Here is a 13,180-nt window from a genome sequence, read left to right as displayed (position 1 = left end):
CTATGATGAAGAGGGCGACACATTCGACAATAGATGAGGCTATCGATTTAGGTCCTGCGCCGTCTAGTAATTTAGCCATACCAGTATTTTGTCATGGCACCATGGTGGCAGAGCTTTATACTCCGCAAGGAACAGACCCTCAAACACCTCATACGCGAGATGAAATTTACGTCGTCGCAAAGGGATCTGGTCAATTCTTTGACGGGCAAGAAACCATTCATATAAGAGAAGGCTCTTTCATCTTTGTACCTGCAGGAATAGGGCATCGATTTCTGAATTTCACGGTAGGGTTTTCAGTTTGGGTAATATTTTATGGACCTGAAGGTGGTGAATCTAAGTTATAACAAGCAAAGCCAGTGGTTGCTTCGCACCGCTGCTTTGGGCGTTGTACCGCCGCACGCCCACAGCGTAATGGGGGATGACTGATGGCCTACGAAGTGGATGCGACTCCTTTTTATCGCCTTGACGAACAGCTCCGAGAGCTTCCCGATGACCTCCCCGAGAATCCGCAACCTCTCGAGGGCGTCCTGTTCGCGTACCTGAATGCGTTTGGCGGCCTGCTCACTCTCGTAATGGCGATAATGCGCGTTTGCGTTGAGCGACAGGACGGGCGCCGCTACGTTGCTTATTTCTTGCCGGTATACGATCAAGCCGCCGAGCGGATCCTTGAGCTTCTTGATCGAGAGCTTCATGAGGGGCTTAAGGAGGGGGCGTCTGATCTCGTTGACCTTGTCTATGCCATCCGCGACGGCCAAATCGGACCGGAACTCGTCGCTCTAGACAAGGGGCTTTCTGAGTCTGAAGGAAGTGTCGATCCGGAAGACCATCTAGCGACCGCGACGACCGTTACGAACAGCCTCAAGAAGCAGATCGAAAAGCACACCAAACGAAAATGGATCTCCTCAGTTCTCCATACGCTCAATGAGGTGATCTCTATTGTCCGTGGTGCCGTGTAAGTGGCCACATAACAAACAAGTGCACGCAAGGGATGTGTCTTCCGCTACGCCTTCGGCAACGCTCCAAATGCGCCACTGTGCACGACGTTATGCGAAAGGATGAAGCAATGAGTGCGTACGGGACGTTGATATTCTTCTGTGGAAAAATGGGGGCTGGAAAAAGCACTTTGTCTGAAAAAATCGCTCATGAGCGCGGAGCGGTGCTTATTTCAGAAGATGAGTGGCTAGCCGCTCTGTTCCCCGGAGAGATCAACGATTTCAAGGATTACATTCGTTACTCATCGCGCCTTAAGCCGGTGCTGGCTTTACACGTTGAGCAAGTGCTCTTGGCGGGTACATCTGTGGTTCTTGATTTCCCCGGCAATACCCGGAAGCAAAGAGCTTGGTTCAGAGAAATTTATTCGCCGCATTGTATTCCTCATGAACTGTACTATCTGTTGGTAGACGACGGGGTTGGTTTAAAGCAGCTGAAAAAGCGACAGAGAGAGCAACCTGAACGAGCACGGTTCGACACAGAGCAGGTCTTTAAAATGGTAACAGGTTACTTTGAGCCACCCGAAGAGTCGGAGGGGTTCAATCTCCGGATTGTCGAACGGAATTCCGCTTAACAAGTACCTGCTGTTGGACGCACCTGTGCTTGCACCTCGGTGCGCCGCAAAGCCGAGGTGTTAGGCGGCCTGGTGTGCCTGTTCCCTTCTCCTTGTTCTGCAGAGCTAGGCGGGCAAACGCTCTGCTTTAGAACGGTTTTGCGGTGCTGAAGCGCTGCACCAGGAAGTCCACAAGCGCCCGCACCTTGAGAGCAACTAGACGACGGGATGGGTAAACCGCGTACACACCCAATTTTGCTGCGGAATACTCCGGCATGAGTTCAACCAGCTTGCCGGACTGAATGTCTTCACCGACCAGGAAATCCGGTTGCAAGACGATGCCTTTTCCCGCAAGTGCCGCTGCGCGGCATGTGTCGCCGTTGTTGCTGCGGAAGCAGGGCCGCGTGCGGGCGCTGACGGTGCCGGCCGGGCCTTCGAGGCGCCATTCATCACCGCTTGCCGCGTAGCTGTATACGATCACAGCGTGTTGACCCAGTTCAGCGGGTGTCGCGGGCGTTCCGTGTGCAGCGAGGTATTCCGGACTCGCGCACATGATCAATCTCGTCGTGGCCAGTTTTCGGCTGATCAGGCTGGAACTGCTGAGCGTTCCGATACGGACGGCCAAGTCGAAGCCTTCTTCGATCAGGTCCACCGTCCGGTCCGCCAGGGTGACGTCGAGCTCTACCTGAGGGTGTTGAGCGAGGAAGATGCTCCAGAGGGGGGCCAGCTGCCGGATGCCGAAGGTCACCGGGACATTGATTCGGAGCCTGCCGCGCGCCGACACGCTGCTGGAAGTGACTTCCGCCTCCGCCTCGTCAAGGATCGAGAGCAGGTCCCGGGCTCGTCCAAGAAATACCTCACCCTCAGAGGTCAGGGACAGGCGACGCGTGGTGCGATGCAGTAGCCGCACGCCCAGCCTTGCTTCCAGTTCGTTCACGTGGCGCGAGACAGCCGCCTTGGAGAGCCCGAGCGTGTCAGCCGCGCCGATAAAGCTTCCCGCATCCACCACCGCGGCGAAGGTCTGCATTTCTTGAAAGCGGTCCATTGTTCAGGAAAGCGGAACTGGATATCTCAGAATGTCACGTTTATCCCGATAGGGCGAGTGAATAGAGTGACGCTCAAGCCGCAGACCGACTGCGGCCCCCAACCGACTAGGAGATTTCTGATGACAACCGCAAACCCCACGATCAAGAAAACACGGATGGCAACGGAGAAGAACACAATGTTCAAGTCACTGATGCAGCGCCTTATCGCAACCGACGCAGGGTGGCATGCGATCGCCCTTCGCATTCCGGTCGGCATCATCTTCGCCGCGCATGGTGCACAGAAGCTCTTTGGCTGGTTCGGAGGCTACGGCCTTGAGGGTACCGGTCAGTGGATGGCGTCCATCGGCCTTGAGCCGGGCTTTCTGATGGCTCTGATGGCTGGCAGTGCTGAGTTCTTTGGCGGATTGGCGCTGATCGTTGGCCTTCTTGTGCGCCCGGCTGCCGCGGTACTCGCATTCACCATGGTCGTTGCCATTTTCAGCACCCACATCGCGAACGGTCTGTTCATGAGCAATAACGGATACGAGTTCGCCCTGGCGCTGCTTGCTGCTTCGGTGTCACTGGCGATCAGCGGCGCAGGACGTGCATCAGTGGACAACCTGCTCGACAAGCGCGCCTAAGGGTGCATGCATCCGGTACGCAGATTGAGGAACGGACGGAGCCAATGGGCTCCGTCCGCACCAATCAACGTTCAAGATTCTCAACACGAGGATCGAAGTGCGACCAGCGCCTCGACGCAGCGACGAAGAGCCATGACCCATCCAACCGCAACGAAAATGCCGGTGATCTTCGCGGGCCATGGATCGCCGATGAACGCCCTGGAAGACGACCGTTGGCGTCGCGGCCAGATCGCGCAGAGTGATGGTGCCACGCGACCCTCATCAATTGGGGCAATGGGCACTAACCTTTCTAGCGGAGAGTGATGTCGCGCTCTATCTTCACCTGATGGCGAAGGCGTGCAAAGCCAATGGACGTGTGGTCAGATCCTACTGTTTGATGGCCAATCATGTGCACGTGATCATGGTGTCCGCTCCCCGGGTTGGCTTGGCGCGAGCGGTCGGCAGAACACGTCACCGATGAATGCAGTAGCTGGATCAAGGCGCGGCCTCGGCTGACCGGGCACTTGCTCCAGGGCCGAAGGGTTGATTTGGTTGCGGTGCAATGGTCGCAACGGTTCAGCTGCTGGCCATTCGGTACATGGCCACGTATGCCTTGTGCGCGGTTGAGAAAAGCTGGCGCGCGACGAATTGGGTCTGCAGTTGAAGCCACGCCGCCGAGGGCCGCGGACACGTGGGGTTGCGAACAGCGGGCAGAAGGAACTGGTGTAATGACTAGCATGTCTCCGTCATCTCAGGTGGAAAATGCTGTGAAACATGTAGGCGGATGTCTATGCGGCGCGGTTCGCTTTGAGGTTTCGGGGGCTTTTGAAGGCTTCTTCCTTTGTCATTGCTCCCATTGTCGTAAGGGCTCGGGGTCATCTCACGCCGCAAACCTTTTCTCTGCCGACGCTGAACTACGCTGGCTATCGGGAGAGCCGCAAGTGGCTGTCTATCACTTTCCCGAAACGCGTCATGTGAGGAGCTTCTGCACGGTGTGCGGTTCGGCCCTGCCAACGCTGCAAATGAACGGAGCCCTGGGCGTCGTACCTGCGGGTAGCCTGGATACGGATGTACCAGTCCGCCCTCAAGGGCACATATTTATGGATAGCAGGGCCAATTGGGATGAGCAGTTGGAAACGCTTCCGCAATTTGGCTCGTTTCCGACCTAGTGTATTGCGCCGCCTGTAATCCGTGGAGCGGCGCCGCACGCTAGAAGGCTGTTGTGAAGCCGCTTCGGCGATAGCTGAGGCCACGATTGGGCTCGACGCCGAGTAAGCAGGAACTGGCCTGATTTGTAAACGGTCCTCGTAACCACGAAACCCCATGGACACACACGCAGACGTAATCGTGGTGGGTGCCGGCTTGGCAGGCCTTTCGGCCGCGCGGTCGCTCGCCCGTCGTGGCTTCGAAGTGGCTGTCCTGGAGGCGCGGGACCGGGTCGGCGGTCGGGTCCACAGTGTGCCCATAGACGGCACTGTGGTGGACCTTGGGGGGCAGTGGATTGGACCCGGTCAGGAACGTGCGTATCGACTCGCAAGCGAGGCGGGCGTCTCGCTTACTTCGACGTATACCTCCGGGCAGACGGTTTACGCCTTGGATGGCCGCATACGGCGGGGAGGGCATCTTCCCCCGCTCGGGTCGCTCTCGCTTCTTGACGCGCACCGCATTCAGCGGCGGCTGGAACGGCTGGCCAACGCGGCCACGTCTCGGCCAACCGCTGCAATGCAGGCCCTTGATGCCGTGAGTACCGAGCGCTGGCTTCACTCGGTTGGGTGGACGCGCGGCGCGAAGGCTTTCTGGCGGCTGCTTCTGGAGGCAGGTGCCTGCGCGACCGCCGGCGAAGTATCGACTCTCGCGCTTGCGCATCAGTTGAAGACCATGGGCGGGACGGGCCCGCTTGAAACGGCGGAGCAGGATTTTGTCGTGGGTGGGGCCGGGCAGCTCGCGCAGCAGCTCATGGTGGAGATTTCTGACTGCGTCCATCCCGGTGAGCCTGTCGAGCGTATCGAGCACGGTGCGGAGGGCGTCTGTGTCCTGACTGCGCACGGGAAGTGGCAGGCACTTGCCGTTATCGTCGCGATGCCGCCTGCGCTGGCGGCCCGAATCGCCTACAGCCCGATCCTGCCGGCTCTCCGCGACGGTCTGACCCAGCGATTTGGACAGGGCGCTGTCGTGAAATGCTTGTGCGTGTATGACCATCCCTTCTGGCGCGAAGATGGCCTCAGCGGCGCGCTGCTTGATGCAACCGGGCCCATTACGGCAACCCTTGACGGGACGGCAAGCAGGGAGGGACCCGGCGTACTCGTCGCACTTGCAACCGGAGCGCACGCCCGAAGCTTGGGTACCGAGCCACCCGAGCGTCGACGCGAATTGGTGCTGAACGCGCTCGCGCGCGCATTCGGGCCGGCCGCTGCGAAGCCGATGGCCTATCGTGACCACGACTGGAGCGCTGACGAGTGGGCGCGGGGTGGCTACGGAGCCATTGCTGCCCCTGGCGTGTTGAGTGCGTTTGGTCCGGCGCTGGCTGCCCCCGTCGGTCGGATATTCTGGGCCGGAACAGAGACCGCCTCGGCATGGCGAAACTACATGGAAGGTGCCTTGGAGTCGGGTGAACGGGCCGCGAAGGAGGTCACGAGCCATCTGGATGCGAAGGCTGCAACCCTTCCGTGAATGAGGGCTCTTGCCTGAACTGAGCGGGAAGGCAGGTGTATACGCGCAAGCATCTCGCACGGCACGACAGGGATGCCATCGCTAAGCTTGATGCAGCCTCAACTGGCGGTGAACTCAGATGAAGAACGCGTCCTGAAAAGCAATGGGCATTGAAAACGAAATCGCATCGTGGGACGGCAAATCCGCCTCGCAAATTCAGGCGGTTTTTGATGCGCACAGTGCCGATGAAAGCTTCTCAAACACCGTTATCGCTCTCTCATTGACGGAAGCCTGTGAAAAAGGGGGCACGTGGTTGCTGAAGGCATGGCTGGAGGCGGGAAATGAGTTGGAGCAAGCGCAGATCGCAAGAATTTTTGCATCGCTTGAACAATTGGTGCACTGGGAAGCCAAGTTGCATGTGCTTCAAAGCGTTCCCTTCATGGCTATCGCAGATGCGGACAGGGATAACGTGTACAACTTCTTTAGGACCGCACTCACTGAACCGAACAAGTTTGTGCGGGCTTGGGCATACAACGGGTTGTATGAATTAAGCAGGCAGCATCCCGAGTATAAGAAAGAAGCGAAGGCATTCTTCGAGATGGCGATGCGTGATGAGGCGCCCTCCGTAAAGGCACGGATCCGCAAGGTCATGAACAATGGCTGGTGACAGGATGCTGCGACCGACTCAGCCGCGCCGCCCCTCACTTCGCGCAAAAGCATGGCGTTAGGCGGTAGGGGGAGCATTGCAGCGACGAGAGGCGTCATCTATTTCGGTCTGGTCTTTTGCGTTGGCTTCACTCTGGGGACGATTCGAGTCCTTTGGCTCGTTCCGCACCTGGGGGTTCGCACCGCGGAACTGATCGAGGCGCCGTTGATGCAGGCCGCCACGTATCTCTCGGCTCGCTATGCCACTCGGTGTTTCAGGGCGTCTCGCCGTGTGGAATATCTCCATTCTGGGGTTGTGGCGCTCGTTCTCCTGCTCATCATGGAATTCACTGTGGTGTTGGGCCTACAGGGGGTGAGTATCAGCGAGTATCTGAAGGAGCGGGATCCCGTGGCGGGCGCGGTCTATATCCTTATGCTCTTCGTCTTCGCGCTCATGCCGTGGCTCGTGGGAAAGCAACATGCCGCCGGCTGACGCGATGATGGTCCCGACTAGTAAGGGCGTTCAATCCTCTGAAGTGGCAAAGGTGGCGCCAGCTCTCGTGCGCTTCAACTCCGATGTGGCGCCGATGGCAATTCTTTGGGCGCAAGGCTGATCGCAGTGCACTACGTAGCAGCGAATCATCTGCCTCACCGTCGAGGCGGCTGTCGCACCTGCAGATTGTCTGCTCGAAAGGCGCCGATCTGGACAGCGGTAAAGACCTTACACGCAACGGCGAGGGTGGGTGGCCGGCACATGTCGGAGCCCGACGGCGCAGGGGTGATTGCCTGGCGAAATCCCTGCCAGCACTATGCACACCCAGGCTGGGTATGCTGGCAACTCGAAAAAGCGGTGGCAGCTTTATGGATTACCCGGAATACCAGAGCGACCTGCAGCGCATCCACGAGTCGGAGGTCTACGGCATTGCGCTCTTTGGCACTGCGGCCAGCGTGACCAGGAATCCTGACCGCAAGCAGAAGTGGCTGGCCCTCAAGGCGTTGGAAGAAGCGACCTTGGAACGCTATCTGGTGCATATGCGGGACACCGGGCAGCGAATACGGCAGCCTCGCGGATGGGTCATGAAGGGGCGTGTGGAGGGAGCCGCTTTAGGGGCGATGCCGTGGCCCATGGCGATGAAGCTGCTGGGCGACGGCACGGCCGATTTCCAGGAAAAGTTTCTGCGCCTCAAGCAGCACGCACCGGAGGCATACCGGCCTTTCTTTGACTATGTCTATGCGCATGAAAAGGCCATCGAGGCTTTTGCACACAAGGAACGCGCCAAGGACCCCGCAAGCCTGAAAGCCGTACACACCTTGCTCGTACGATAGGGGGAGCGCGGCGCCATGCTGCGCATTGGCAGGGGTAAGCGACTGCCATGGCGATGCTGTCATCGTTCTTGCATGACAGAGCCGCATGCTATTGACCAGCAAAATAGAGAATGGGGGTTGTCCTAATGAAAACAGTGCTCTGCGGCGCAGCGTGTTTTCTTTGGTCGTTTTCGGCGGTGGCTGGTGATTTTCGCGGCGCATTGGCATACGGAATCGGTGCCGTATCGATCGAAGCCGATGGCGGCGATGAGGTGGAGGCAGATTCCTCCGACCTGGTGATTGACGGGGTCTACTTCCTGGGTGAGTCCGGGCCCTTCTTGGGTGCGCGCTTTTCTCAGGCGGAAGTCGACGACTTCGAATTCAATGGGGAGTCGCTTGACCTGCCAACGCTCGAAGTCGACACGACTTCCTTCGTTGCCGGGTATCGGGCAGGTGCACGCGGTGAGCTACAGCCATTCGGGTCGGTGCGTTTCAGCCGTTCGGATTCGGACGAAGGCGACGACGATGACGCCATCACTTTCACCGTCGGTGTTGAGAGGGACACTGGAGGCGGTCGCTTTGGCGTCGACCTTGACTATCGCAATGAAGACGACTTTGATTCCTTCGGCCTGGATGTAACGGGCGTCATTTACGTGACCGAGATGCTTGGCCTGGGCGCGACCGCTGGCTATTCATTGGGGGACGGTACCTTCCTGGAAGAAGATGCCGACACCTCCAGTTGGGTGCTCGGCGCGGCTATTGAATTGCGGGTGTTCCGCTAGGCGGGTCGCTCGCGGTCCGCCCGCCAGGGCGCATCCAGCAGGACACCGATGACCGCGACAGTGCAAGCCACGGCGTTGCCGTACCAGGGCGGCGTGCCCGGCGTTTGTGCCAGCACAGCCAGCGTCGCCAGCAGGGTCGGGATATAGAACAGAAGGAACAGGGCCGGGATGAGTACACGGCTCCAGGTCTCGCCACGGCGGAAGGGGTAGATCGTCAGCATCAGCACCGCGACGCCGAGGGCGATCCATCCGGCTCCGGCGACATCCATCAACGCCAGCAGCAGGGTCTGTAGCGCCGGCTCGACCGATTCCCAGGGCTGACCGAGCGCGGCTTCGTGATAGGGCATGAAGCGGTCACGAGACAAATACAGCGTCCCGAGCGCAAGGCTGACCAGAGCATTGATGGCATAGAACAGGGCGGCAATGCGTCGGCGTAATGGCATGGTGCAGTCGACTCTCTCGAAAGATTTTCACACCTTACTAGCCACGCCGATGAACGAAAGCGGAGGCAGCGAGGTGCAGAGCCATTGGCACAGGATTCTGCGCTTGCTGGACCCGCCATCGCATCGATAGATGACGCCCGTGACGAAGGCTGACGGTGTGCGTTGGAGCAGGGTTTTGGGCGCCGAATGGGCGCGACGCCAGTAATGACCGGGTCCGTGGGCGGCGCGGCACGGTTGGAGGTGATGCGCGACATGTCACCATGAGCGCTCATCCCGGTGCGCGATTCCTTCAAGGCCGATCAACGATGATGGAACAAAGTGACGTCATTTGGCGTTTCTGGTTCGAGGAACTCAGCCCGAAGCAGTGGTTCAGCACCGACGCAGCATTGGACCGGGAAGTTGCTGATCGCTTTGCCGCGCTTCACGGTCGGGCGGCGCGTTGCGAGCTTTACGGCTGGCGGGCCGATGCGCGAGGGCGGCTAGCCGAGATTCTGGTGCTGGACCAGTTCTCGCGCAACATCTACCGCGACCGGCCAGAGGCTTTCGCCTGCGATGCGCTCGCGCTCGGCCTCGCGCAGGAAGCAGTCGCCCGCGGCGCCGATGGCGCATTGCCTTCTGAGGCGCGGAGCTTCCTCTACATGCCCTATATGCACAGTGAGTCGCCGATCATTCACGAGGAGGCAGAGCGCCTCTTCGCGCAGCCGGGGCTGGAGAACAGCCTGGACTTCGAGCGACGGCATAGGGCGATCATCGAGCGCTTCGGGCGATATCCGCATCGGAATGCGGTGCTCGGCCGCGAATCGACGGCCGAGGAGCGGATCTTTCTGCAGCAGCCGGGGTCGGGGTTCTGACGCGCGCCCGCCTGGCCCCTCAGCCGGCGAGCGCTCGGCTACCCTGCGGAGCACGCTGCGGGGCCGTAGACTCCTGGACTGCGGTACGCATTGGGTGGATCGTTTGCGTGCCGCGGCTTCGTGAGGTTTCCCTGCCTATTGAGCGCGCGTGGACTTTCTTCGGTTTCTTCGACTTCTGGGGGCAGCCTGAATGGCGCGGTTTGCGGCGCTCATTCTGGCCTACCTGTTCGTGGGCTTGGCCTTCATCGGTGTTTTCCTGCCGGGTCTGCCCACGGTGCCTTTTCTGCTGCTGGCGGCCTGGTTTGCGGCGCGCGGCTCCGAGAAGCTGCATCGCTGGTTGTACGCCCATCCCACCTTCGGTCAGCTGCTGATCGATTGGGAGCGTGAGAAGGCCGTCTCGCGCAAGGCCAAGGTGCTGGCCATTGTGATGCTGATCGCCAGCTGGCTCTTCATGTACTGGCGGCTGGGCCCGCACTGGCTATTGCTGGTGATTTCGATCACCTTTGTCTCAGTGTCCATTTTCCTGATCACCCGACCGCTGCCTTCGCGGTCTTGACGCGTGCCGGCGGGGCACCGGGCGGCAAATGCTATGCGTGGGCGGCTCTCAGTCCGCGCACCAGCCAGCAGGGCCAGGCGGGCTGTTTGCAACGCATGGCGCTTTACCGTGTCGAAGCGGCACTCGGTATTCAAGGTAGACGCGATGAAGATCATGATGCGCCTGTTGTGGGCTACCACGGCCCTTGCGCTGCTTACGGGGAATGCCATGGCCGTAGAAGAAGCGGAGTACGAGCTGCTGCACGAAGATGGGGATTTCTCGCTTCGACTGTACGCAGCCCATATCGTGGCCGAGACCACCGTGGATGCGGATTTCGAGGACGCGGGCGGCAAGGCCTTTAGCCGCTTGTTTGACTACATCTCGGGCGAGAACCATCCCCAGCAAGAAGTAGCGATGACATCGCCAGTGACGCAGCAGTCTGCGGGCCAGAAGATCGCGATGACATCCCCGGTGGGCCAGCAGGGCCAGGACGGCGACTGGCGGGTGAGTTTCACGATGCCCGCGTCCTATACGCTGGAAACGACGCCGGAGCCGAAGCACCCGGACGTGACGATTCGCAAGATTCCCGCACGCCATATAGCCGCAGTGCGCTATTCCGGTTTCTGGAGCAAGGAGAAGTACCAGCGCAATCTCGACGCACTGCAAAGCTGGATTGCGGATAACGATCTGGAGGTCGTCGGGGAGCCGATCTGGGCGCGCTACGACCCGCCGTTCAAGCCGTGGTTTCTTCGCCGCAACGAAGTACTGGTACCCGTGGCCGCGCCGCAGCAGAGCGATTGAACCTGTCTGGTGCAGCCGCCCGTCAGGGGCCACGTATGTGAAAGCGCTGCGCATGGTTTGGCGAAGGATGCGTGCTCGGAACGCTCCGGAGGTTGCACCGCTGCAATGGCCGTTGATGGCCGCTACAAGAATCTCTTCGCTCCTCGGGCTGTGCAGCGGCTTGATCTGTCACGCGCAAGTGCGCACCTGATCAGGGCCCGCGCTGCGCGGGCTTTGCGCTTTCGCGTAGGCTCAGCATTTGAATCCATCCGGCGAAGAAGCATGAACCTCTCGGAACGCATTGGCATTCTGCGTCGCGGCTTTGGTCGTGGCGTGTTTCCGCACCAGCTCACCTGGGTGCTCGATCTGCCGGGCCGGCAATTCATCATGTCTGCCGAGACCGTGGCCGGGCGCCTGCCGGTGAAGCCGGACGCACAGGTGCTGGAAATCGGGCCGGGCTCCGGCTACTACAGCGTGGAAGTGGCCAAGCGTATTCCTCAAGGCCGGCTCACCTTGCTGGATATCCAGCCGGCGATGCTCGAAAAGACTGCCGACAAGCTGCGTGCGGCGGGCATTTCCAACTTTGAGACGCAGCCGGCGGACGGCGGCGCACTTCCCTTTGAAGATGCGAGCTTCGATGCCATCTTCATGGTGACGGTCTTTGGCGAGATCGAGGCCCGAGAGGCCTTTCTTGCCGAGGCCGCCCGGGTACTGAAGCCGGACGGCGTGCTGTCCATCACCGAGCATCATCCGGATCCGGATTTCGAACCCGCCGAGGCCATCGGCGCCTGCCTGCAGGCCTATGGCTTCGTCCCCCTGCAGAAGCTGGGTTGGCGCTGGGCCTATACGCTCAACGCGGCCAAGGACGGCGAAAAAGCGGCCTGATCACGCCGGATTGCGCCACTGATTCTGGTTGCGGACGCGCTCTCAGAGCACTGAACACGCTGTCAAAGCGCGAACGGCTGCCGCGGCAGCCATTCAGGGTGCAGCGCACACATTCATTCGGGGAAGGACATGCACTTCGGGGTCATCTTGTGCGCACTGTTTACCGCGGTCTGGTCGACAGCGGTATTCGCGAATGATGCGACGCTGCTGACGCTGTTGTGGGTCAACGCTGGACTGCAGATCGCGCTCTTCGTTCTTGTTGCCTGCATCCCGTATCTCAGGACCGGCCGCATGTCCTATGTCGATATCGCCTGGCCCTTTGGCGTGGCGCTGATCGGGGTCTCGATCATCATGCTCGGGGATGGCGAGCTCATCCGCCGGATCACCGTCGGGGCCGTCTACCTGTTGATTGGCCTGCGCATGGGCATCGGCGCGCTGACGATGGCATGGAAGACCGGCGTGATTTTCAAGACGGAGTTTGCCCGCTACGACTACCGGCGAATGATGCTGCAGAAGGAGGGCGGTGCCCATCTCAAGTTGCACACGCTGACCGAGATCATGGCGCAAGGCTTGGCGAACGCCTCGGTACTGGCCTTGCCGGGATTCATGATGGCGATCAACGAGCGCGCGTTTTCTGCGTGGGAGATGGCCGGGATCGCCATCTGGCTGACGGCCTACATCGTTGAGTCCACAGCAGATACGCAGAAGCTGCGCTTTATCGCGAAGAACAAGGGAGGCGTATGCAATGTGGGCTTGTGGCGCTACAGCCGTCATCCCAACTATTTCGCGGAATGGCTGGTGTGGACCGGCCTGGTGGTGGCCGCGGTCCCGTCCTGGATCAGTCTCGCTGAATCGGAGCCCACCATCGTATGGTGGGTCTTGGGATTGGGTGCGCTAGGGGCGTCCGCCACGATGTATACGACCCTGGTGTATCTGACGGGGGCTGTGCCTGCGGAGTATTACTCGCTGCGAAAGCGTGCCGCCTACGCGCAGTACCAGAAGACCACGAATCGCTTTTTCCCTGGGTTTCCCCGGGCACCGGACGGGCAGTGAGCCGATGGAGCGCGCATTGCTGTGGCCGTCTCAACGGATGAAGATTGAACCGCGCACATGCGGG

The 13,180-nt window shown here is 60.1% G+C and carries 17 protein-coding genes; 15 read left to right on the top strand and 2 right to left on the bottom strand.

The window, feature by feature from the left end; translation table 11 throughout:
* Nucleotides 1-2 precede the first annotated feature (2 nt).
* From ACOOFO_RS10985 to ACOOFO_RS10975, 3 genes are all read left to right on the top strand, one after another.
* Nucleotides 3-344, top strand: a complete 342-nt coding sequence (locus ACOOFO_RS10985) for a cupin domain-containing protein (RefSeq protein ID WP_420426813.1) — start codon at nucleotides 3-5, stop codon at nucleotides 342-344.
* 81 nt (nucleotides 345-425) lie between these two features.
* A complete protein-coding gene (locus tag ACOOFO_RS10980) occupies nucleotides 426-956 on the top strand; it encodes a hypothetical protein (RefSeq protein WP_420426812.1) in 531 nt (176 codons plus the stop codon).
* Nucleotides 957-1,063: 107 nt separating this feature from the next.
* A complete protein-coding gene (locus tag ACOOFO_RS10975) occupies nucleotides 1,064-1,564 on the top strand; it encodes an AAA family ATPase (RefSeq protein WP_420426811.1) in 501 nt (166 codons plus the stop codon).
* A gap of 127 nt (nucleotides 1,565-1,691) precedes the next feature.
* Here ACOOFO_RS10975 and ACOOFO_RS10970 read toward each other — a convergent pair whose 3' ends face one another.
* Entirely contained in the window at nucleotides 1,692-2,588 is an 897-nt protein-coding gene (locus tag ACOOFO_RS10970) for a LysR family transcriptional regulator (protein ID WP_420426810.1), read from the bottom strand.
* Nucleotides 2,589-2,765: 177 nt separating this feature from the next.
* Between ACOOFO_RS10970 and ACOOFO_RS10965 the strand changes: the two genes are divergently transcribed.
* The 7 genes from ACOOFO_RS10965 to ACOOFO_RS10935 all read left to right on the top strand — a co-directional run bounded on the left by ACOOFO_RS10965 (nucleotide 2,766) and on the right by ACOOFO_RS10935 (nucleotide 8,569).
* Nucleotides 2,766-3,209: a DoxX family protein gene (locus ACOOFO_RS10965; RefSeq protein ID WP_420429746.1), complete on the top strand. Its 444-nt coding sequence runs from the start codon at nucleotides 2,766-2,768 to the stop codon at nucleotides 3,207-3,209.
* Nucleotides 3,210-3,796: 587 nt separating this feature from the next.
* The gene (locus tag ACOOFO_RS10960; protein ID WP_420429744.1) at nucleotides 3,797-4,357 is read left to right on the top strand and encodes a GFA family protein; all 561 of its coding nucleotides are present in this window, start codon (nucleotides 3,797-3,799) and stop codon (nucleotides 4,355-4,357) included.
* Nucleotides 4,358-4,511: 154 nt separating this feature from the next.
* A complete protein-coding gene (locus tag ACOOFO_RS10955) occupies nucleotides 4,512-5,858 on the top strand; it encodes a flavin monoamine oxidase family protein (protein WP_420426809.1) in 1,347 nt (448 codons plus the stop codon).
* 142 nt (nucleotides 5,859-6,000) lie between these two features.
* Nucleotides 6,001-6,504, top strand: coding sequence for a hypothetical protein (locus tag ACOOFO_RS10950; protein ID WP_420426808.1), 504 nt, complete (start codon nucleotides 6,001-6,003; stop codon nucleotides 6,502-6,504).
* Nucleotides 6,505-6,774: 270 nt separating this feature from the next.
* Nucleotides 6,775-6,975 carry a hypothetical protein gene (locus ACOOFO_RS10945; protein ID WP_420426807.1) on the top strand — a complete coding sequence of 67 codons (201 nt, stop codon included), beginning with the start codon at nucleotides 6,775-6,777 and terminating at the stop codon, nucleotides 6,973-6,975.
* Between the two features lie 335 nt (nucleotides 6,976-7,310).
* Nucleotides 7,311-7,808, top strand: coding sequence for a hypothetical protein (locus ACOOFO_RS10940; protein WP_420426806.1), 498 nt, complete (start codon nucleotides 7,311-7,313; stop codon nucleotides 7,806-7,808).
* A 125-nt stretch (nucleotides 7,809-7,933) separates the two neighbouring features.
* Nucleotides 7,934-8,569 (top strand): hypothetical protein, encoded by a 636-nt coding sequence (locus ACOOFO_RS10935; protein ID WP_420426805.1) that lies wholly within the window; start codon nucleotides 7,934-7,936, stop codon nucleotides 8,567-8,569.
* On the opposite strand, the gene ACOOFO_RS10930 is transcribed toward ACOOFO_RS10935, so the two are convergent.
* The gene (locus ACOOFO_RS10930; RefSeq protein ID WP_420426804.1) at nucleotides 8,566-9,012 is read right to left on the bottom strand and encodes a hypothetical protein; all 447 of its coding nucleotides are present in this window, start codon (nucleotides 9,010-9,012) and stop codon (nucleotides 8,566-8,568) included. The genes ACOOFO_RS10935 and ACOOFO_RS10930 overlap by 4 nt on opposite strands.
* A 305-nt stretch (nucleotides 9,013-9,317) precedes the next feature.
* Here ACOOFO_RS10930 and ACOOFO_RS10925 point away from each other — a divergent pair, with 305 nt between their 5' ends.
* The 5 genes from ACOOFO_RS10925 to ACOOFO_RS10905 all read left to right on the top strand — a co-directional run bounded on the left by ACOOFO_RS10925 (nucleotide 9,318) and on the right by ACOOFO_RS10905 (nucleotide 13,116).
* Nucleotides 9,318-9,863: a DUF924 family protein gene (locus tag ACOOFO_RS10925; protein ID WP_420426803.1), complete on the top strand. Its 546-nt coding sequence runs from the start codon at nucleotides 9,318-9,320 to the stop codon at nucleotides 9,861-9,863.
* 190 nt (nucleotides 9,864-10,053) lie between these two features.
* On the top strand, nucleotides 10,054-10,419 hold the full coding sequence (locus ACOOFO_RS10920; protein ID WP_420426802.1) for a YbaN family protein: 366 nt from the start codon (nucleotides 10,054-10,056) through the stop codon (nucleotides 10,417-10,419).
* Nucleotides 10,420-10,527: 108 nt separating this feature from the next.
* Nucleotides 10,528-11,199 carry an SOUL family heme-binding protein gene (locus tag ACOOFO_RS10915; RefSeq protein WP_420426801.1) on the top strand — a complete coding sequence of 224 codons (672 nt, stop codon included), beginning with the start codon at nucleotides 10,528-10,530 and terminating at the stop codon, nucleotides 11,197-11,199.
* Between the two features lie 261 nt (nucleotides 11,200-11,460).
* Entirely contained in the window at nucleotides 11,461-12,063 is a 603-nt protein-coding gene (locus ACOOFO_RS10910) for a class I SAM-dependent methyltransferase (RefSeq protein WP_420426800.1), read from the top strand.
* A 129-nt stretch (nucleotides 12,064-12,192) separates the two neighbouring features.
* Nucleotides 12,193-13,116 carry a DUF1295 domain-containing protein gene (locus ACOOFO_RS10905; protein ID WP_420426799.1) on the top strand — a complete coding sequence of 308 codons (924 nt, stop codon included), beginning with the start codon at nucleotides 12,193-12,195 and terminating at the stop codon, nucleotides 13,114-13,116.
* Nucleotides 13,117-13,180: the final 64 nt, after the last annotated feature.

It is taken from the genome of Algiphilus sp. (assembly GCF_965216485.1).
Lineage (GTDB): Bacteria > Pseudomonadota > Gammaproteobacteria > Nevskiales > Nevskiaceae > Algiphilus.
The sequence above is the reverse complement of the archived record's forward strand: the minus strand, read 5'-3'. Positions and strand labels throughout refer to the sequence as shown.